The following is an 18,771-nucleotide window of genomic DNA, read 5'->3' as shown; positions in this document are numbered from 1 at the left end:
TCGACCGAAAGTCTTCAGGAAGTGGTCACGGTGCGTTCGTCTCTGGTTGGGTGCACGGTTACTTAGCGCCGGAAAAACTTCAGCAGCACGGGTTGCGCGGTACCCCTGGGGGGTATATGGTTGCAGTGTTGAAGATACCCGGATGGGGTATGACGAACTGAGAGGAACGCGCTATGGCTACGACCGAGTACCAGGTAACCGGAATGACCTGCTCGCACTGCGAGATGTCGATTCGCGAAGAGGTGAGCGAGATCGCCGGCGTCTCTGACATTCAGGTCAGCGCCGCAACCGGCAAGCTCTCGGTAACCGGTGACGACACCGTCAAAGAGGCAGCGGTACTCGCCGCGGTCGAGGAGGCTGGCTACGCGGCGGTGCGTTCGGCATGAACGCGGGAGCCAAGCTCGCCCTCTACGGGGCGGGCCTCGTCGTCGCCTTCGGCGCATCGTACGGGCTGGCGAGCGTAATCGTGCCAGCGAGCTTCGTCGCCGACTGGGTCGCGAGTGGGGAGACGCACGCAGTCAACGAGCCTGGCGAACACCCCGAGTAGTCCGAAGCCGCGCAGCGGCCCGACACCGCGCAGCGGTCACTGGGCTCGCCCTGATCCGCCGCCTGACGCGGCGATGAACTAGAGCAGAAACGAAGGAACACGAAATGAGCACAGCAGCGCTTCCCGGCGCACACACCGGCGTCGAACTCGAAATCGGCGGTATGACGTGTGCCTCGTGCGCGAACCGTATTGAGAAGAAGCTCAATAAGCTCGACGGCGTCGTCGCGACCGTGAACTACGCGACGGAGAAGGCAAAGGTCACCGTGCCCGACGGTTACGACCCCGCGCTGCTCATCGCCGAGGTCGAGAAGACCGGCTACTCGGCCGCACTTCCCGAGCCCAAGCGCGCGAAGCCAGGCGCGGCCGGCGGCGAGGGCGAGCAAGAGGACGCCGAGCTCGTTTCGCTCAGGCACCGCCTCATCGGGTCAGTGATTCTCACCGTTCCCGTCATCGCGATGGCGATGATCCCAGCTCTCCAGTTCACGTACTGGCAGTGGGCATCGCTCGCGCTCGCCGCCCCGGTCATCGTGTGGGCGGCCTGGCCGTTCCACAAGGCCGCCTGGGTGAACCTCAAGCACGGCGCCGCGACGATGGACACGCTCATTTCGATGGGCACCTCTGCGGCGTTCCTGTGGTCGCTGTACGCGCTCTTCCTCGGCACCGCTGGCGTGCCAGGCATGACGCATCCCTTCGAGTTCACGCTCGCCCCGTCTGACGGTGCGGCGAACATCTACCTCGAGGTCGGGGCCGGCGTGACGATGTTCATTCTCGCGGGCCGCTACTTCGAGAAGCGCTCGAAGAAGCAGGCGGGCGCCGCGCTTCGGGCGCTGCTCGAACTCGGGGCGAAGGAGGTCGCGGTGCTGCGCGGCGGCGTCGAGACGAAGATCGCGGTTGAGGATCTCGCGGTCGGCGACGAGTTCATCGTGCGCCCCGGCGAGAAGATCGCAACCGATGGTGTGGTCGTCTCGGGCACGAGTGCCGTCGACGCCTCCATGCTCACCGGTGAGGCCGTGCCTGTCGAGGTCGCCGAGGGCGACACCGTCACCGGGGCGACGACAAACGTCGGCGGCCGCCTGGTCGTGCGGGCAACGCGCATCGGCTCCGACACGCAGCTCGCGCAGATGGCGAAGCTCGTCGAGGACGCGCAGACGGGCAAGGCCGAGGTGCAGCGCCTCGCCGACCGCATCTCCGGCATCTTCGTGCCGATCGTCATCGTCGTAGCGGCAGTCACGCTCGGCGGCTGGCTCGGGGCGGGCTTCCCCGTCTCCGCGGCGTTCACCGCGGCGGTCGCCGTGCTCGTCATCGCGTGCCCGTGCGCCCTCGGGCTCGCAACCCCGACCGCGCTCCTCGTCGGCACCGGCCGCGGCGCTCAGATGGGCGTGCTCATCAAGGGGCCCGAGGTGCTCGAGTCGACGCGCAAGGTCGACACCGTCGTGCTCGACAAGACCGGCACGGTCACGACCGGCAAGATGACCCTCGTCGACGTCGTGCTCGAGCAGGGGGCGGATCGCGCGGAGCTGCTCCGGCTCGCCGGAGCCCTCGAAGACGCCTCCGAACACCCGATCGCCCAGGCCATCGCGAAGGGCGCGACCCAGGAGGTCGGCGCGCTGCCTACCGTCGAGGGGTTCGCGAACATCGAGGGTAAGGGTGTGCAGGGCGTCGTCGACGGGCACGCGGTGCTCGTCGGGCGCGAATCGCTGCTCGCCGAGTGGTCGCTTTCACTCAGCCCGGAACTCGCCGCAACGAAGGCGCGCGCCGAGGGCGAGGGCAAGACCGTCGTCGCCGTCGGCTGGGACGGCCAGGCCCGCGGCATCCTCGTCGTCGCAGACACCGTGAAAGACACGAGCGTCGAGGCGATCCGAGAGCTCAAAGCCCTCGGGCTGTCACCCGTGCTGCTCACCGGCGACAACGAGGCGGTCGCCCGCCACATCGCCGCCGAGGTTGGCATCGACGAGGTCATCGCCGAGGTGCTGCCGAAGGACAAGGTCGACGTAGTCGTGCGGCTGCAGCGCGAGGGCAAGGTCGTCGCGATGATCGGTGACGGCGTGAACGACGCACCCGCGCTCGCGCAGGCCGACCTTGGCCTCGCGATGGGCACGGGAGCCGACGTCGCGATCGAGGCATCGGATATCACGCTCGTGCGGGGCGACCTACGCAGCGCCGTCGACGCGATCAGGCTGTCGCGCAAGACCCTCAGCACGATCAAAACCAACCTGTTCTGGGCCTTCGCCTACAACGTTGCGGCCATCCCAGTCGCGGCCCTCGGCATGCTCAACCCGATGCTCGCCGGCGCGGCGATGGCGCTCTCGAGCGTGTTCGTCGTCGGCAACAGCCTGCGCCTGCGCGGCTTCAAAAGCGTCGCGCGCTGACCGCCCCACCCAGGCTCACCCACCCACATCAAGAATCACACGAAGGGATCACCACGCATGACTGAACAGCCAGAGGCAGCGTCGAGCTGTTGCGGAGGCGGCGCAAAGGCCGCGAACACCGGCGGAAGCATCGACGCGGGTGGTCGGGCAGATCTGCTCGGCGGAGCCGGAGCGGACACAGCCGCCGATATGACGACCTGCCCCGTGATGGTCGGTAGCCCGGTCGACAAGGAGAAGGCCGTCGCGGCGGGCCTGTTCCGCGACTTCGAGGGCGAGCGCTATTACTTCTGCTGCGCAGGGTGCGGGCCGGCCTTCGACTCCGACCCCGCAAAGTACGCCGCAAACATGGCATAGGCGCCCCACCAAAAGAGCCTGTGGATACACAGGCTCTTTTGTGTGTGCTGCGCGAGACTGGCGTCAGGGTTCGGGTCTTCTGCCCGAACCGTGTCACGGGGAGGGGAGCCCATGAGCAGCACGGCCAGTAACACCAGCACAGCCAGTAACACCAGCACGGCCAGCGCAGCGAGCACCACGACCGACTACGACCTCATCGTCATCGGCGGCGGGCCCGTCGGCGAGAACGTCGCCGACTACGCCACCAAGCAGGGCGCCCGAGTCGCGATCGTGGAGTCAGAGCTTGTCGGCGGCGAGTGCTCGTACTGGGCCTGCATGCCCTCGAAGGCGTTGCTGCGCAGCGGCAACGCGATCCGCGCGGCGAAGCGCCTGCCCGGCGCGCGCGAGGCGATCACCGGCGACATCGAGGCTGGCGCGGTGCTCGCGCGGCGCGACGAGTTCGTGAGCGACTGGCGAGACGACGGGCAGGTTGAGTGGCTTGCTGCTGCGGGCATCGACCTCATTCGCGGCTTCGGAACGCTCACCGGTGCGGGGAGGGTCTCGGTTGACGGGCGCAACTACTCCGCGCGGGCCGTTGCCCTGGCAACGGGGTCGGTGGCCGTCGTGCCGCAGATCCCAGGGCTCGCCGAGGCCCGCCCGTGGGGAACGCGGGAAATCACGTCGGCCGATCACGTGCCGCAGAGCCTGATTATTCTCGGCGGCGGCGTCGCGGGTGTCGAGATGGCTTTCGCTTTCGCCGCGCTCGGCAGCCGTATCACCGTGCTGTCGCGCGGCTCGCTCCTCGGGCGCGAGGAGCCGTTTGCGGGGGAGCTCGTCGCCAATGCGCTCGCCGCAGAGGGCGTCGACGTGCGCATCGGCGTCTCGCTGACCCGAGTCGATCGGGGTGGCGACGGCAACGTCGCCGTGACACTGGATAGCGGCGACACGCTGCACGCGTCGGAAATGCTGGTCGCGACCGGCAGAAAGCCCGCGATCTTGGGGCTCGGCCTCGAGGGGCTCGGCATCGACCCGAAGCTGCCGGTCGACGACACGATGCGGGTCGACGGCGCCGACTGGCTGTACGCCGTCGGCGACGTGAACGGCCGCTCGCTGCTCACGCACCAGGGCAAGTATCAGGCGCGCGCGGCTGGCGAGGCCATCGCGGCCAGGCTGCGGGGGGCGCCCGTGCACGACGCGGCTTGGGGGAGGCACGTCGCGACGGCGGATCATGCCGCGGTGCCGCGCGTCATCTTTAGTGACCCCGAGGTGGCGGCGGTTGGGCTCACCGAGCGCCAGGCGCGCGAGGCCGATGCCGAAGTGTCGACAGTCGAGTACGACCTCGGCAAGGTCGCGGGGGCGGCGCTGCACGCCGACGGCTACGCCGGGCGCGCGAAGCTCGTGATCGACGAGGCACGCGGCGTGCTCGTCGGCGCGACGTTTGTCGGCCAGGACGTCGCGGAGTTGGTGCACTCGGCGACCGTCGCGATCGTCGGCGAGGTGCCGCTCGACCGGCTCTGGCACGCGGTGCCGTCATACCCCACGATGAGCGAGGTCTGGCTGCGGCTGCTCGAGACGTATCGGAGCGAGCGGGCCGCACTCTGACGCGCCGGGATCGGTGCCCGTGCCGGTGCCGGTGCCGCTGCTTCTGTCGGGCCTGGCCCAGGCCGAGCCGCGCATGCTGGGAGCGAACGCAGCCGCATTTTATACCCTCTGGGGGTATGCTGTGGGTGAATGATCTCCGTCGTCCCCGAGCGTGTAAGGAAATGACATGACCAGCACACCCGCCTCGCATGAGGGAACCCACGGCTACATGAGCGACAAAGACAAGTACCTCAAGCGCCTGAAGCGCATTGAGGGGCAGGCGCGTGGCATCTCGCGCATGGTCGACGAAGAGAAGTACTGCATCGACATTCTCACCCAGATCAGTGCACTGACGAGCGCGCTGCAGGCGGTGGGGCTCGGGCTGCTCGATGACCACCTCTCGCACTGTGTCATCGATGCGGCGCGCAAGGACGGGCCAGAGGCGCAGGAGAAGCTCAAGGAGGCGAGCGATGCGATCGCGCGCCTCGTGAAATCCTAGGCCGAGCGCGCAGCAAGACCGGTTTCGCACAGTGAGTGCGGAGCCGGTCTTGCTGTATGCGCGGGCGCGCGGGCGGATCGGTGGAGCGGACCGGCGGGTGGGCTGGCGGGGTGGATCGGAGTCGCCGATCCACCCCACGCGCTCATCGCGCCGTTCGCGTTGCCGCGCCGCTGGAAGCCGCGCGCAGTTCGAATTACTGCGCCGTCGTGACGCCCGAGGGCTTCATTGCGACGGCGGTGACCGCGGCACCCGCGGCGGCGAGGATTGCTGCGCCGACGAACGCGGCCGAGTACCCGGCCGTGAGCTCGAGCTTCGACGGCTCGACGCCCGCGACCCCGTACGCGACCGCGGTGAGGATCGCGAGGGTGAGCGCCGAGCCAATCTGGTAGCTCGTGCTCACAAGGCCCGAGGCGACGCCGGTCTCTGCCGGGGGAGCGGCGTTGATGGCCGTGCCGAGCGACGGGACGAATGTGAGTGACATGCCGAGTGCCGAGAGCAGCGAGGCGGGGAGCACGTCGACCGCGTAGCTGCCGTCGGCCCGAGCGAACGACATCCAGAGCAGGCCCGCGGCGAGAATGAGCAGACCGACGATGATGAGTGGCTTCGCGCCGAACCTGGCCTGCAGCCGCGGCGCGAGGGTGATCATCACGATGACGACGAGGCCGGTCATCGGCAGCAGGGCAGCGCCCGCTGCGAAGGCTGATGCGCCGAGCACCTGCTGCAGGTAGAGATTGAGGAAGAACCACATCGAGACCCAGGCGCCGCCGAGCACGAGCTGGGCGCCGTTTGCCGCTCCGAGTAGCGGCGCGCGCAGCAGCCCGAGCCTGAGTAGCGGATTCTTGCTGCGCGACTGGATGACGAAGAACGCAATGAGGAGCGCCGCCCCGACGCCGAGTGCGCCAATCGTCGTCGCGGTGAGCCAGCCGACCTCGGGGGCGGTGACGACGCCGTAGACGAGGGCCGCGAGGCCGGCCGTGGCGGTGACGGCGCCCGCGACATCGATGGAACCCTTCGCGCCGCGCGTCGTGCGCGGCAGCGCGGTCGCGGTGAACGCGAGCACGATGAGGGCGACGGGGATCGTGGCGTAGAACACCCAGGGCCAGCTCGTGTATTCGGTGAGCACGCCGCCGATGAAGACGCCGGCGGCGCCGCCGATTGGGGCGGCCGCCCCGTAGATGGCGAAGGCCTTCGGGAGGTCGGAGGTGCCGCCGAAGAGCATCATGAGGAGCGTCAGGGCAGCCGGCGCGATGAGGGCCGAGCCCGCGCCCTGGATCGCGCGCCCGGCGATTTCGGCGCCGACCGACCCTGCCGCGCCCGCGACAGCTGACCCGGCGATCAAGATGATCCAGCCGAGGGTGAAGATCTTTCTCGCCCCGAACGCGTCGGAGAGGCGCCCGCCGAGCAGCAGTAGCCCGCCGAAGGCGACGACGTAGGCGTTGAAGACCCACGACAGTGACTCGGGGGTGAAGCCGAGGTCGCGCTGCATGTCGGGGAGGGCGACGCCAACGATTGACGTGTCCATGATGACGATGAACTGGGCAGTGGCGATGAGCGCGAGCCCGAGCCACCTCTGTGCGGGTGATTGTGCTGTCTGCGAGGACATGGTGAGTGCTCCTAAGAATGTGCCGGTGGATCCGGGTCTTTCGGTAGCATATACCCCTAGGGGGTATGGGTATGTAATTTTGTGTAATGCTTCGCCTGCGGTGACTAAGCTGGGCGCATGTCAACCAGGGATGTGCCCGAGCGGGTGGGCGACCTGCCGAAGATCGGCAGGCCCGCAACCTCCGCGCTGCTGCAGCTCGGCGCCACCACCCTCGCGGAGGTCGCGGGATTCTCCCGCGCCGAACTGCTCGCGCTGCACGGCGTTGGACCCAAGGCCGTGCGCATTCTCGAGGAGGCGCTCGCAGCGGCCGGGGCCGGGCTGCGAGATCCGGGCCCGGCGCCGGGGGCCTAGTCGCGAGTGAGGATGTCGCCCGGGAGGCAGCCCAGCGCCTCGCAGATCGCGTCGAGCGTCGTGAAGCGCACCGCCTTCGCGTGATTGTTTTTCAGGAGCGAAAGGTTCACGACGGAGACGCCGACGAGCTGGGAGAGTTCGGTTAGGGTCATGCCGCGGGCCTCGAGGGCCTCGGAGAGTGTGACACGAATTTTCGTCTCGCTCACTACACGACTCCGTCGGCTTCGGTGGCGAGCTTGCCAGTGGTGCGCAGTGCGATTCCCAGTGCAGTCGCGCCGAGCCCTACAGTGACCGGAATGAAGTTGATGCCTGCCAGGAATCCGGGTTCGAGCCAGGGCGAATTCCCCGCGTAGAGCCAGATCGACAGCTCTTCGGCGGCCGTGGTTGCGAGCGACTGGGCTGCGAAGGATCCGACGGCGAGCGTGGTGCCGCCCGCGATGGTGAGGCTGGCGAGGGTGTTCCACCGTAGCTTGCCCGCGAACAGCGCCACTGCCGCGATGAGCGCGAGCAGTGCGACGATCGTCACTGTCGCGGAGTCGGTGAGCGAGGCCATGCGAAACGCTTCGATGAGGTGCGATGGGGCGCCGTTGACGGTGACGTCGGCGAAGCCGCCGGTGACCGAGTCGATGTCGCCCTCCCAAGTGCGCGACATCGTGTCGAGCGCGCCGTTATCGAGTGGGATTGCGGCGCTGATCCGCCCGGCCGAAAGTTCTTGGGTTGCGGCGTTCAGCCCCGTGATGGCGAGGGTGGCTGAGCCGATCGCCCCGAGTGTGGTGAGCGCCGCGGCGGTGACGCTCGCGTGGGTTCGGGCAATGCGAGGCGAGGCTTCTTTATGATTATCGTAATGCTTTTGCATAACGATAATCATAAAGAAGCCTCGCCTGGGAGACCGTTCAGCAAGCGAACGTGGGTGGGCCGCGCTGCTGACCTGGCCGGGCGCGCTCTCGTGGCCAGAGCGTAGCCTTTGCTAGCCAACTTCGGGTGGCGCGAACCGGCGTACCTGCTCGCGTCGAACGAAGCCGAGGCGCTCGTAGAGTCGCTCGCCGTCGGGCGACGCGGTGAGGATCGCGTGGTCGGCACCAAGCTGGCGCCCCACAGCGAGCGCCGCGGCGGTGAGCTGACTGCCGATGCCCCGCCTGCGGTGCGACGGCGAGGTGACGATGTGTTCGACTGCGAGCGCCGCCCCGGTCACCACGGCCGCGCCGCACCCTACGGCGACGCCGTCGATTTCGGCGAGGAGGTGGTGGACCGTTCGATCGCTGCCAAGCCCCGCAGCGGCAAGTGCGCTGAGCGTTGCGGGGTTCGACTCCTCGCCTGACCAAATCTCCTCCCACGCGGCTAGATCAGGTGCGGTCTCGACGCGGCGGATGCACGCGGGGCCAGCGGACTCGGTGACCGAGGCAGCTGCGGAGCGCGCGAGCGACATCACCATCACCGGTTCCTCCTCGACGAAGCTGAAGCCCCGGGCGCGAAGCTGCGCCTCGATGTCGAATTCAGGCCGCTCGGGCCACGAGTGCCAGAGCGCCGCGACTCCCGCGAATTCGACTACAGCGTCGCCAACGGCCGCCGCCGTCGCATAGAGCACGCCGTTGAGCTCCTCGTGCGGGGCGCCGGTGCGAAACCAGGCGAGCTCGTTAGACCGGTGCGCGTCGTTCGCGCGGGCGATGTGGGTAGCGACGTAAAGCGAGAGCGCGTCGGAGGAGCTGATCACGGGCACCTTCCTTTCTGAGGCAGTGTACCTGGGCGGCTGCGAGGGCCGTGAGCGCCGCGACGGGAGCGTCCGCCCGCTACCGCAGAAACTCGGCGCGGTTCAGCGCGTTGCTGTCGCTCGAGGTCGCGACCTGAAACGTGACCGTGTCTGGCAGGTAGCGGTCTTCACCGAACTCGATTGGTGCGCCGCCGCGCGTGAAGCTCACGCGCCGCACCCGGAGGAGCGGGCTGGAGCGGCGAATTCCGAGGAGCTCGGCGTCAGAGCTTGACGCGGGGATTGCGTCGATTGAGTGCTCGGCGTGGGCGGTGATGACGCCGAACTGCGTGCGCAGCGTCTCGACGACGGAAGCCTCATCGTCGGGAATGCTGGCAACCCTGTCTGCGATCCACTCCGGGTAGCAGGTGCGCTCGAGCATAACGGTGCGGCCGTCGAGCGAGCGTGTGCGCGTCACCCGGATCACGCGCGAACCCGCAGCCACGCGGAGGCTGCGCGCCTCGCTCTGGGAAGCCTCGCCGAACGCCGCGAGGTGCACGAGGCCGCCAGGCTCCATGCCCTTGCCTCGCGCCCACTGCGCGAACGATCGAAGCTCGGCGAACGACTGGTTCTGTCTGCTCGAGCGAACGAGCCAGCCCGACCCCTGCACCGGGGTAACGAGGCCGCGCCCCTCGAGGGCTGCGAGCGCGTTGCGCACCGTGCCGCGGGCGGCCCCGTAGTGCAGGCTGAGTTTCGACTCCGAGGGCAGAGCCGTGCCAGGGGCGAACTCGCCGTCGACGATGCGCGCGAGCAGGTCGCGCATGATCGCCGCGTGGGGGCGGGTGGAGTCGGCCGTCATGCTGCCAGGGTACGCCCGAAAGGCGGGGTTGATGGACAGCCGTTCACAGCTGTCCCGCCCTGCGGCGCCTGGGCCCCCAGTGTTCAGCTCTCGTTCACCATCTCGTTGGGAGTTGCATACCCGAACGCGGGGTAATAATCAGGTGATTCAGCAGCCAACCTTCCAGCACACCAGCGCCGCGCTCGGCGCAGCCCTGTTCGATCTCGACGGCACGCTCGTCGACAGCGAGCGCAGCTGGCTCGACGCTATCCGAGCCGCGCTTGTCGCGACCACGGGCGAGGCCGCTGACGAGCTCGTTGCGACCTTCGAGGGTGTTGCCGTTGACGAGGCTGGGCGTCGCCTTGTCGAGGAGCACGGCCACGAGGGCACGCCCGCTACCGTTGCCCGCCTGCTCGAGGAGGGCGCTATCGCGGCCTTCGACGGGCAGCTGCGCTGGCTCGCCGGAGCGGCCGAGACGCTGCACCGGCTGCGCGTCGCCGGCATGCCGCTCGGGCTGGTGACGAGCTCGACGCGCGAGTGGGTCACGGCGGTCGATGGTCTCACGGGCCTTGGCGCCTTCGACACCGTCGTCACCGCAGACGACGTGCCAAAGACGAAGCCCGAGCCCGCGCCATACCTCCGCGCCGCCCGCGCGCTCGGCGTGCACCCCGCACGCTGTGTTGCGTTCGAGGATTCCGAGGTCGGGATCCGCTCAGCACGATCCGCCGGCTGCACCGTTGTGCGGGTGGGAACACCGCGCCCCGACCTCGATCGTCTCGCAGACGCGACAATCGCGAGCCTTGAGGGCATCACCACCGACTGGATCACCGCGCTCCCGCCACACCACCGACCCACAGACTCCATCCGACTCACCCCGATTCACACCCACTCGCTTTGAAAGGCACACCGTGAAGAAGAACACACTCACCCGCGGGCTCGCGCTCGCCGCAGGCATCACGCTCATGGGCACCCTCGCCGCTTGTTCGACGGGCCCCGCGGAGGGCGGCACGAGCGCATCCGAGGGCTTCGCGAAAGACGCAGACACGCTCGTTATGGGTATGGTCCCTGACCAGCAGTCGGTCGAGAACACCTTCCAACCGCTCGTCGACTACATCGCGGCGAAGACCGGCAAGAAGGTCGAGCTCATTCAGTCGACCGACTACGCCGCGCTCGTCGAGGCGTCGATCGCCGGCCGCATCGACATTGGTAGCTTCTCGGGTTTCACCTACGTCGCGGCGACGAACGGTGGCGCCGAGCTCGAGCCGATCGGGGTGACCGTCACGAAGCAGGGCGAGGAGCCCGGCTACGAATCGCTCACAGTCGTGCCGAAGGGCTCAGACATCGCCTCGATTGCCGACCTCAAGGGCAAGAAGGTCTGCTTCGTTGACCCGGGCTCGACCTCTGGCTACCTCTACCCGAGCGCCGAGCTTCTCGCGGCCGGCATCGACCCCGAGAAAGACATCACGCCGATTATGGCCGGCGGGCACGACGCCTCCGCCCAGAAGACCGCGCAGGGCGTCGAGTGCGACGCAGGGTTTGCCGAGGACGCCGTCGTGGAGAAGACGGGCATCGCCGACGGCCTGTTCGCCGAAGGTGACCTCGAGGTCATTAACCGCGTGACCGTGCCCGGCGCACCGATCGTGATGTCGACGAAGCTCCCCTCCGAGACGCAGCAGGAGCTGCAAGAGGTCATGAAAGACCTGACGCTCGCCGACATCGAGGCCGAGGGCATCGAGGTCACCGACGCGTTTAAGGCGTTCTTCTACGAGCTCGTGCCCGTCGAAGACTCCTACTATGACAGCGTGCGCAAGGTCTGCGAGCAGACCGGCGCGGCGCAGTGCCAGCCGTAACACCCCGCTGGGGTTCGGCCAACTCCGGCCGAACCCCGCCCCCGCCCGCCGCGTAGCTTCTGGAGTGAAACCCTCATGCATCATCCCGCCGCCATTCAGCTCGACAGCCTGACGAAGCGCTACGGCGACACCGTCGCGCTCGACGACGTCACCCTCGATATCGCCCCCGGGGAGCGGACGGTTCTGCTCGGCCTCTCTGGCTCGGGGAAGTCGACGCTGTTGCGACACCTGAACGGGCTCGAGCAGCCTGACTCGGGCAGCGTCTCCGTGCTTGGCGCCCCCGTCGCGACGGCCCGGGGGCGTGAGCTGCGGCAGCTACGCAGCCGGGTCGGCTTCATCTTTCAGCAGTTCGAGCTCGTCGGCCCTCGCACGGCGCTCGAGAACGTGCTCACAGGTGCCCTGTCTGAGCTTCGCGGCCCGCGTCTCGGGCTGCTCGCCTACCCTAAGGCGCTCCGGGTTCGCGCTGCCGAGCTGCTCGCCGAGGTCGGGCTCGAAGAGCGAGCGTTTCAGCGCGCCGACACGCTCTCGGGCGGGCAACAGCAGCGCGTCGCGATCGCCCGCGCGCTCATGCAGCAGCCAGAGATCTTGCTCGCCGACGAGCCCGTCGCATCGCTCGACCCCGAGTCGTCACAGCAAATCATGGCGCTCATCAGGGAGCTCGCCGAGCGGCGCGGCCTCGCGGTTGTCTGCAGCCTGCACCAGGTCGAGCTCGCGCTCGGCTGGGGGAGCCGCGTCGTCGGCCTGCGGGCTGGCAAGGTCGTGCTCGATGCCCCAGCGCATTCGCTCGACGAGTCGGCGGTCATGGCCATCTATCAGCGCGCCGGCGACGACAGCGTCGCGCCGCCCGCTCGCCAGCTCGACCTGAACGGGGCAGCTGCGTGACCGCAACGATCACCCCCGCCCGCGTCGGAGCGCGACCGGGGGAGAAACTGCCCCTCCCGTCGCGGAACGCGCTCACCGCCGCGGCGCTGCTGCTCGCGCTCCTCGGCGTCGCACTCTGGTCGCTGTCTGGCGTCGGGCTGTCGTGGCAGCAGGTGACCCGCGGCATCGAGTACGCGGGCAGCTTTCTCGCGCGCGCGGTGCCATTCGTCTGGCCGACCCTGCCCGAAATTCTCTGGCTCTCGGCACTCACGCTCGCGATCGTGTTCTGCGGCACCGCGATGGCGGCGATCCTCTCCATTCCCGTCGCCTACCTCGCCGCCCGCAACACGACGCCGACGCGCTGGGGCGGAGCCCTCGGCAGGTTCCTCGGCGTGGCCACCCGCGCGGCACCCGACGCGATCATGGCGATGATCTTCGCGATGGTCATCGGCCAGGGCGCGCTCGCAGGCGTGCTCGCGCTCGGGATCCACTCGGTGGGCATGATCAGCAAGCTCACCGCCGATGCGATCGAGCAGGTACCCGAGGGGCCCCGCCTCGCGCTGCGCGCTGCGGGTGCGACGAAATCTCAGGAGTTCTGGGGCGCCGTCTGGCCACAGGTGCTCCCGGCGTTCATCGCGATCGTGCTGCATCGAGCCGACATCAACCTGCGAGTGTCGGTCATTCTCGGGTTCGTGGGCGTCGCAGGGCTCGGCCATCAGCTGAGCATCGCGATGCAGACGCTGAACTATCGCGAGGCGTTGCCGTTCGCGATCATCATCTTCGTGCTGTGCGTCGCGTTCGAGATCGTCTCCGCGCTCATCCGCCGGTTCCTGCTCGGCGCCCCCGTCGCCAGGCGCACGCTCGCGCACCGGCTCGTCCGCGCGCTGCCGGGCGGCGCTGGCGCGGGAGCTGGCTCAGGCGCCGGCGAGGCTGCTGGTGCAGTCGGAGCGGCTGCGGAGGGCAACTCGTTCGGTCGCGCGGCGTTCGCCGGTCGCGTGCCGTGGACCGCTGATCGGCTGAAGTCTTCGGCACTCCTGTGGGGCACCGCGACACTCCTCGGGGCATCGATCGCCCTCGCGGCGACGCAGGAGAGCAGCTTCGCGAACTTCTGGAAGAACCTCGGCATCGCGGCGAGTCGGCTCTGGCCACCGTCGCTGCCGCCCGCGAAGTGGGAGGCGACGGCCATCGCGCTCACGGAGACCGTGCAGATCGCCTTCGCGGCGACGCTGCTCGCGCTCGCCGGATCACTGATCCTCGGCGTGTTCTCCGCGCGAAACGTCGCCCCGAGCCCCGCCGTGCGCGGCGCCTCGCGGTTTCTGCTCGTCGTGATTCGCGGGCTGCCGGAGCTGCTGCTTGCGCTCTTCTTCATCATCCTCACGGGCTTAGGCCCCGGCGCGGCCGTGCTCGCGCTCGCCATCGGGGGCGTCGGCCTGCTCGGCAAGCTATTCGCCGATTCGATCGAGGAGGTCGACCGCGGCCCTGAGCGTGCCCTCCACGCAGTCGGCGCGACGCGCACGCAGGTCTTCACCGCGGCGACGTTTCCGCAGGCAACGCCCGCGCTCGTGGGGCACACGCTCTACCTGCTCGATACGAACATTCGCTCTGCGACGGTGCTCGGCATCGTCGGCGGCGGCGGCATCGGGTACATGCTGTCGAGCGCCGCGCGCATCAACCAACACGAATTGCTCGCGCTGCTGCTGTGCGTGCTCGTGATCGTGTTCGCCGTCGAGGGCCTGGCCTCCTGGATCAGGCGGCTCATCGCCTGACGCCGCCCGCGCACCCGCCCGCGCATCCGCCCGCACCACCCTCCCGCATCACTCTCCCGCATCACCCTCCCAGGTGGTGGGATCCCGCATGCCCGCCACACCCCTGAAAGGATCCTCACGTTGAACCCCACCAGCACCCCGACCGCGCCCGCGTGCCTTGCCCGAGGCCCGCGCCGCGCACTGCTCGGCAGCGCTATCGCAGCGATAACCGCGGCCGCGCTCCTCGCCCCGGCGATCCCCGCCCAGGCGGCGCCGCACGGTGAGCGCACCGGCACCCCGCAGGCCGCGGCGGCGCCGGCAGAGGCGATGACGCAGGCGCGCATCGACGCCGCAAACGACGCCTACAACGGGGCCGCGGCTACCCTCGAGTTCATCACGATGTCTGACACCGAGCTCGGCGGCACCGCGACCGCTGAGAAGACCTCCGAGCAGATCGCGTACGAGGGCATCAAACCCCACTTCGAGAAGCTCGCCGGCTGGGCCTCCCAGAAGGGCTTCGACCCGCAGGCGATCGTGAACAACGGCGACGTCGTTGGTGCGAACGACCCGGAGTACGCCGCCCACCTCAAGGGCGACTCCGAGAAGGTCGCAGGCTGGTACCGCGCCGTCGAGCGAGTCATGCGCGAGAGCTTCCCCGAGGCGCAGGTGCTCATGACCCAGGGCAACCACGACATCGCCGACCTTATGGGGAAGACGCTCGACGAGGCCCGAGCCGAGCGCGCGGGCGCGAACGCGCCAGACTGGTTCTACCCGAGCGCCGAAAGCGACTACGTCGGCAACTTCCACACGACGATCGAGGGCATCGACTTCATCGGCCTCGACTACAACGGCAAACACACCTTTGGCTACACCGGGCAGCGCACCGGGTACCAGGAGTACCTCACGAAGACCCTCGCCGACATCGCGGCGAAGCCAGATTACGACCCGAAGAAGCCGATCTTCGTGTCGATCCACAGCGGCTACTCGGGCACCACACTCGGCGGCCCGTTCCACGGTGACTACGACATGGCTGGCCCCGACCTGCAGCGCATCCTCGCGCAGTACCCGCAGGCGGTGCTCGGCTCCGCGCACACCCACTTCTCGTCGAACCCCGAGACGAGCATCTATCAAAAGGACTTCACGGTCTACGAGAACGCGTCGATGAACTACATCTACCAGGATGTACCGGGGGACTTCATCGGGGGCGGCTACTTCGAGGGCAACCAGGGAGACGCCGCGAAGGGAGTGCCGCAGAAGAGCGCGAACTTCGTAACCGTGCTCGAAGACGGCAGCACCGTGATTCGCCGCTTCGACGTCACTCACCAGCGCTGGCTCGGCATGCCCTGGGTCGTCGACACGACGAAGGGCAAGGCCGGCTTTACCTACACGAGCGACAAGCGCAGCAAGATCGCGCCGTGGTGGGACGGCGCGGCCGTGACCGCCCGCGACGTGACCGAGACGTCGGCGACGATCGGGTTCGAGCAGGCGAACGATGACGAGCTCGTCAACTACTACGAGGTGCAGATCTCTGACCAGGCGGGCAACCCCGTCGCGTTCACCGCGAACCAGGTGCCAGACTTCGGGGCGAACAAGCCGAAGGCGTTCACCGGGAACTTCAAGGCCTATTCGCGGTTCTACATGACCCCGAGCACGATGGGCTTCGACATCGGCGGGCTCGATGCCGCGAAGACGTACGCGGTGCAGGTGTTCGCGTACGACGATTTCCAGAACAAGTCTGAGGCGCTTGCTGGTACGTTCCGCACCGCGGGCACGCTCGTGTTCCCCGACTACCCAGAGGCCGGGGCAGAGGTGCCGGGCGGCGAGTTTCTGAGTCTCGCGTTCGAGGGCGACCTCAGCGACTCCGGGAGCGCCGCGGCCACGAGCCCGAAGCCGGCGCCGGTTGGCGCGGTCAGCTACGTGGCTACAGACCGCACGGGTGCCGCCGGGCAGGCCGTGCGCATCGGCAACGGTGCCGGCAGCTACGTCGACCTGGGCTCGCGGCCAGAGTTCGACCTTGGCACCGACAAAGACCTGACGATGAGCTTCTGGGCGAAGGTCACGGGCGTCGGCGGGTACGGTGCGATCATCAGCAATAAGAACTGGAGCAACTACTACCGCTCGGGCGTGAACCTTGCGCCGCAGGGAGGGGACACGGGCAAGCTCGAGTTCACGGTGGGTGACGACAAGAACGGCGTCTACGCCACCGGTGACGTCACGAACTACAAGAACTCCTGGCACCACATGGCCGTGACCGTCGACCGCGAGCGCAACATGGCGAGCACGTATATGGATGGCGAGCTCGTGAAGGAGACGAGCATCGCGTCGATCGGGAGCCTGACGAGCGGGTTGAACATGCTCGTCGGTGTCGACGGCGGAAAAAGCTACGGCGTAGGCCTCGACATGGACGACCTGAAAATGTGGGATTCCGCGCTCACCGCCGACGAGATCGCCGCGCTGCACGGCGCCGACGACGCTGGCGCGGAGATCGACGCACTGGCGAGGGCCGTCGAATACGCCTCCGAGCTGCTCGCGGCGAACGAGGTTGAGGCGGCAAACGGTCGGGTGTTCGACAATGCGCTCACGGGTGCGCTCGCAGCAGCAATCGAACAGGGCAGAGCGACGCTCGGAGCTGCGGCCCCCGTCGAGGCCGAGCTGCGCGCGGGCTACGACGCACTGCGCGCGGGCGTCACCGCTGTGGAGGAGCAGGCGGTGCGATTCAGCTACGCCGCGCGTGCGACCAATGGTGCTGTGACGCCGGCCGAGGGCGTCGCGGAGCTCGGTGGTGAGCTGCGACTCGCGCTCGCTCCCGCCGCAGGGTACACGGCGGTCGACGCGGTGGTGTCGGCCGTGGGAGCCGAGAGCTTCGCTATCGAGGGCGACGAACTCGTGCTGCGAAACGTTGCGGGGCGCGTCTCGGTCGAGGTCGAGTTCGCGAAGGTCGCGGACGGTGGCCCTGGTGACGGCGGCCCTGGCGACGGCGGCCCTGGCACGGGCGGCCCTGGTGACGGCGGAAGCGGCTCGGTGAGCGGCGGCGGGTCGGTCGCACCGGGTGCAGGGGGCGACACCCGAGAGACCATCGCTGCGACCGGTGGCAGCGCGCCAACAACCTGGGTTGTCACCGCGCTCGCCTCGGCGCTCGCCGTCGCTGCGGGCATCGCGCTCGCGATGCGGGCGCGCATGCGGCGACAGTAGGCGGCGCGCGCGAGGGTGCGGTGGGGCGGATCCACGGCGCACCCTCGCGTTCCGGCCCGTGCGGGGTGCCCCAATTGACGCCAGCCAGCCGGCGTGCGCCAGCCGGCGTGCGCCTGGCTGTTCGCCCACCGCCGAATTAAGTTGCACACCTATGTGCAGGTATCGGGTACACTGTTGCGGTGCGGCAAAGTTGGAAGATCTTTCGAAGGGACGTTGGGCGGCTCGCCCGCGTGCGCAAGAGCTGGGTTATCGTCATCGGTATCCTCGTCACCCCTGCCCTCTACGCGTGGTTCAACATCAACGCTTTTTGGGACCCGTACGCAAACACCGCGAACGTGCACATCGCCGTCGCCAACCTCGACTCAGGCGCGGAGTCCGAGCTCACCGGCGCGGTGAACATCGGCGACCAGGTCGTCGAGCAACTCAAGGCCAACGATCAACTCGGCTGGCAATTCATGGGCGAGGCGAACGCGAAAGAGGCGGTGCAGCGCGGCGATGTTTACGCGGCGATTGTCATTCCCGAGGGGTTCAGCGACGACCTGCTGAGCATGACAAGCGGTGAGTTCACGCAGCCCGCGCTGCAGTACTACGTCAACGAGAAGGCGAGCGCGATCGCCCCCAAGATCACCGACGTTGGCGCGTCGACCCTTGACAAGCAGATCACGAGCGCGTTCAAGGAACAGGTCGCGAAAGCTGCGACGGAGGCAGTGAAAGACGCGGGAGACTCGGTCGAGCTGCGGCTGCTCAACGCCCGCAGCGACGCCCTCAACGCCTTCGACCAGACAACGAAAACCCTCGACGAGGCGGCCCAGAACGTAGCCTCGATGCGCGACGGCATCGACTCATCTCGCGACTCGCTCGCCTCGGCGCGTGGCACGCTCACCTCGGTAGGTGCGACCCTCGGAGACGTGCGCACCGCGGTGGGTCAGGCGCAATCGATCATCACCGAAACACAGCAGCAGGTTATTGCGTTTGGTGACGCCGCGACGTCTGCCTACCTCACCGGAACGACGCTCTTGGCCGACGCAGCGGCGTCGGCCAACGCCTCCGTTGCAGAGGTCACGCAGCAGCTGAACCAACTCGGCGGGCGCATCGACAGCTCAATCGCCGACGTGACTGCCCTGGTCGACGCAAACGCGGCAACCATGACTCAGCTGCAGCAGCTTCTCGCGCAGGCAGAACCTGGCTCGCCGGCCGCGGCGCAGCTCGAAACCGCGCTGCAGGCACTGCAGCAGCAGAACGCAGAGCACCAGAAGGTGCTCGCGGCGCTCTCACAGGCGAACACCGACGCTTCGGGGGCGGTGCAGGCCGTCGCCGA

Annotated in this window: 18 protein-coding genes; 13 read left to right on the top strand and 5 right to left on the bottom strand. The window is 68.3% G+C overall.

Features of this window, described 5'->3' with window-relative positions:
• Window positions 1-173 precede the first annotated feature (173 nt).
• From ABD115_RS01855 to ABD115_RS01830, 6 genes are all read left to right on the top strand, one after another.
• Window positions 174-386, top strand: a complete 213-nt coding sequence (locus tag ABD115_RS01855; protein WP_343957631.1) for a heavy-metal-associated domain-containing protein — start codon at window positions 174-176, stop codon at window positions 384-386.
• The gene (locus tag ABD115_RS01850; protein ID WP_343957629.1) at window positions 383-547 is read left to right on the top strand and encodes a hypothetical protein; all 165 of its coding nucleotides are present in this window, start codon (window positions 383-385) and stop codon (window positions 545-547) included. The genes ABD115_RS01855 and ABD115_RS01850 overlap by 4 nt, the downstream gene beginning before the upstream one ends.
• Before the next feature lie 104 nt (window positions 548-651).
• The gene (locus tag ABD115_RS01845) at window positions 652-2,916 is read left to right on the top strand and encodes a heavy metal translocating P-type ATPase (protein WP_343957627.1); all 2,265 of its coding nucleotides are present in this window, start codon (window positions 652-654) and stop codon (window positions 2,914-2,916) included.
• 57 nt (window positions 2,917-2,973) lie between these two features.
• Window positions 2,974-3,270 (top strand): YHS domain-containing protein, encoded by a 297-nt coding sequence (locus tag ABD115_RS01840; protein ID WP_343957624.1) that lies wholly within the window; start codon window positions 2,974-2,976, stop codon window positions 3,268-3,270.
• A gap of 111 nt (window positions 3,271-3,381) precedes the next feature.
• On the top strand, window positions 3,382-4,851 hold the full coding sequence (locus ABD115_RS01835) for a dihydrolipoyl dehydrogenase family protein (protein ID WP_343957621.1): 1,470 nt from the start codon (window positions 3,382-3,384) through the stop codon (window positions 4,849-4,851).
• Window positions 4,852-5,017: 166 nt separating this feature from the next.
• Window positions 5,018-5,329: a metal-sensitive transcriptional regulator gene (locus ABD115_RS01830; protein WP_343957619.1), complete on the top strand. Its 312-nt coding sequence runs from the start codon at window positions 5,018-5,020 to the stop codon at window positions 5,327-5,329.
• 193 nt (window positions 5,330-5,522) lie between these two features.
• Here the strand turns inward: ABD115_RS01830 and ABD115_RS01825 are convergent, their stop codons facing one another.
• Window positions 5,523-6,932, bottom strand: coding sequence for an MFS transporter (locus tag ABD115_RS01825; RefSeq protein ID WP_343957617.1), 1,410 nt, complete (start codon window positions 6,930-6,932; stop codon window positions 5,523-5,525).
• 117 nt (window positions 6,933-7,049) lie between these two features.
• On the opposite strand from ABD115_RS01825, the gene ABD115_RS01820 reads away from it, so the two are divergent.
• On the top strand, window positions 7,050-7,283 hold the full coding sequence (locus ABD115_RS01820; RefSeq protein WP_343957616.1) for a helix-hairpin-helix domain-containing protein: 234 nt from the start codon (window positions 7,050-7,052) through the stop codon (window positions 7,281-7,283).
• Here the strand turns inward: ABD115_RS01820 and ABD115_RS01815 are convergent.
• From ABD115_RS01815 to ABD115_RS01800, 4 genes are all read right to left on the bottom strand, one after another.
• Window positions 7,280-7,489, bottom strand: a complete 210-nt coding sequence (locus ABD115_RS01815; RefSeq protein WP_343957614.1) for a helix-turn-helix domain-containing protein — start codon at window positions 7,487-7,489, stop codon at window positions 7,280-7,282. The two genes, ABD115_RS01820 and ABD115_RS01815, sit on opposite strands and share 4 nt — an antisense overlap.
• Complete coding sequence (locus tag ABD115_RS01810; RefSeq protein ID WP_343957612.1) at window positions 7,489-8,139, bottom strand: hypothetical protein; 651 nt, start codon at window positions 8,137-8,139, stop codon at window positions 7,489-7,491. Before ABD115_RS01810 ends, ABD115_RS01815 begins: the two co-directional genes overlap by 1 nt.
• Window positions 8,140-8,250: 111 nt before the next feature.
• Complete coding sequence (locus tag ABD115_RS01805) at window positions 8,251-8,994, bottom strand: GNAT family N-acetyltransferase (protein ID WP_343957610.1); 744 nt, start codon at window positions 8,992-8,994, stop codon at window positions 8,251-8,253.
• Window positions 8,995-9,070: 76 nt separating this feature from the next.
• Window positions 9,071-9,826: a GntR family transcriptional regulator gene (locus ABD115_RS01800; RefSeq protein WP_343957609.1), complete on the bottom strand. Its 756-nt coding sequence runs from the start codon at window positions 9,824-9,826 to the stop codon at window positions 9,071-9,073.
• Between the two features lie 142 nt (window positions 9,827-9,968).
• On the opposite strand from ABD115_RS01800, the gene ABD115_RS01795 reads away from it, so the two are divergent.
• From ABD115_RS01795 to ABD115_RS01770, 6 genes are all read left to right on the top strand, one after another.
• Entirely contained in the window at window positions 9,969-10,703 is a 735-nt protein-coding gene (locus ABD115_RS01795) for an HAD family hydrolase (RefSeq protein WP_343957607.1), read from the top strand.
• A 10-nt stretch (window positions 10,704-10,713) separates the two neighbouring features.
• Complete coding sequence (locus ABD115_RS01790) at window positions 10,714-11,655, top strand: phosphate/phosphite/phosphonate ABC transporter substrate-binding protein (RefSeq protein WP_343957605.1); 942 nt, start codon at window positions 10,714-10,716, stop codon at window positions 11,653-11,655.
• Window positions 11,656-11,730: 75 nt separating this feature from the next.
• Window positions 11,731-12,537, top strand: coding sequence for a phosphonate ABC transporter ATP-binding protein (gene phnC / locus ABD115_RS01785; protein WP_343957603.1), 807 nt, complete (start codon window positions 11,731-11,733; stop codon window positions 12,535-12,537).
• Window positions 12,534-14,282 carry a phosphonate ABC transporter, permease protein PhnE gene (gene phnE, locus ABD115_RS01780; protein WP_343957601.1) on the top strand — a complete coding sequence of 583 codons (1,749 nt, stop codon included), beginning with the start codon at window positions 12,534-12,536 and terminating at the stop codon, window positions 14,280-14,282. The genes phnC and phnE overlap by 4 nt, the downstream gene beginning before the upstream one ends.
• A gap of 120 nt (window positions 14,283-14,402) precedes the next feature.
• On the top strand, window positions 14,403-17,453 hold the full coding sequence (locus tag ABD115_RS01775; protein ID WP_343957599.1) for a LamG domain-containing protein: 3,051 nt from the start codon (window positions 14,403-14,405) through the stop codon (window positions 17,451-17,453).
• Between the two features lie 179 nt (window positions 17,454-17,632).
• The coding region (locus ABD115_RS01770) for a YhgE/Pip domain-containing protein (RefSeq protein ID WP_343957597.1) at window positions 17,633-18,771 on the top strand (1,139 nt) is incomplete at its 3' end.

Source organism: Leucobacter albus (assembly GCF_039528015.1).
GTDB lineage: Bacteria > Actinomycetota > Actinomycetes > Actinomycetales > Microbacteriaceae > Leucobacter > Leucobacter albus.
Note: the sequence above shows the minus strand (reverse complement) of the source record. Positions and strands in the feature narration are given on the sequence as shown.